Raw genomic sequence first — 1093 nt, forward strand, 5'->3', positions numbered from 1 at the left:
AACTCGCTCGGGTGGCGTTCGCCCTGATGAAAAATCAGAGCGAATATCAACCCAAAGGGTGGGTTATGGCTTGATCACAACCATAGAATCTCCCACAGGCCCATAGCAGTCTCCCACCGCGCAACGCCGATGCTATGATGCCCCGCACTCATCGCTCAGGATCGACTTGCGTCCCCATGGATTACCGAAAGCCTTCCGACCGTAAAAGCATGCACGCCCGCATCGTTCAGGAACTGGGCATGCAGATTGTCTCCGGGCGTTTCAAGCCGGATGAAAAGCTGCCTGCCGAAGCCTTGCTCTGTGAGGAGTACGCCGTCAGCCGACCGGTGTTGCGCGAAGCCACCCGGGTATTGGTGGCCAAAGGGCTGGTGTACTCCCGGCCACGCGTCGGTACGGTGGTGAAGGCCCGTCGTGAATGGCATCTGCTCGACCCGGATGTATTGCACTGGATCATGCAGTGCACGCCACAAAATGAATTCTTCAATTTGCTGACCAGCGTTCGTGCGGTCATCGAACCCGCTGTTGCCGCCCTCGCCGCACAACACGCCACCGATGAAGAGATCGCTTCGATTGGTGAGGCTTACCAACGCATGGAGGCTGCGCCAAATCCTGAAGCACTGTTACAGCCCGACCTGGATTTTCACAGCCGGATTGCCGACGCGACTCACAACGACTTGCTCGCTCACCTGTGCAACATGCTTTCACTGGCATTGCGTGAGGCGCTCAAGCACTCCAACCAGCGTCCCAACCTGCATGAGTTGGCGTTGCCGCGCCACAAGGCAATCCTTACCGCCATCGAAAATCGCGACGCATTGGGTGCAAGGCATGCAACGCTGGTGCAGCTTGATGATGCGCGCAATGCGTTGAGTGTGGTGTTGGGGCGGGAATTGGGGTTGTAACGGTTAATCGCATTTACATTGTGGGAGCCGGGCTTGGTCTGGGCGGCATTCCGACGATAAACGATAACGCGGTGTGTCTTCTGGCGGCGTCTCATGTATCGCGGGCAAGCCCTAATGCCTGTCAGTTAAGCTCCGTTGGTTTTTTCTTTGGATATTTGACCGGCCTTGGTTTGACCACTCGGGGGTAAGCTCGC

The 1093-nt window shown here is 57.1% G+C and carries 1 protein-coding gene; it reads left to right on the forward strand.

Going from position 1 to position 1093, the window contains the following annotated elements; translation table 11 throughout:
• The first annotated feature begins 176 nt into the window (after nt 1-176).
• Nucleotides 177-899 (forward strand): FadR/GntR family transcriptional regulator, encoded by a 723-nt coding sequence (locus KDX30_RS29415; protein ID WP_027900538.1) that lies wholly within the window; start codon nt 177-179, stop codon nt 897-899.
• Nucleotides 900-1093 lie beyond the last annotated feature (194 nt).

The sequence above is a fragment of the Pseudomonas quasicaspiana genome, from assembly GCF_021147825.1.
In the GTDB taxonomy this organism is placed as follows: Bacteria; Pseudomonadota; Gammaproteobacteria; order Pseudomonadales; family Pseudomonadaceae; genus Aquipseudomonas; species Aquipseudomonas quasicaspiana.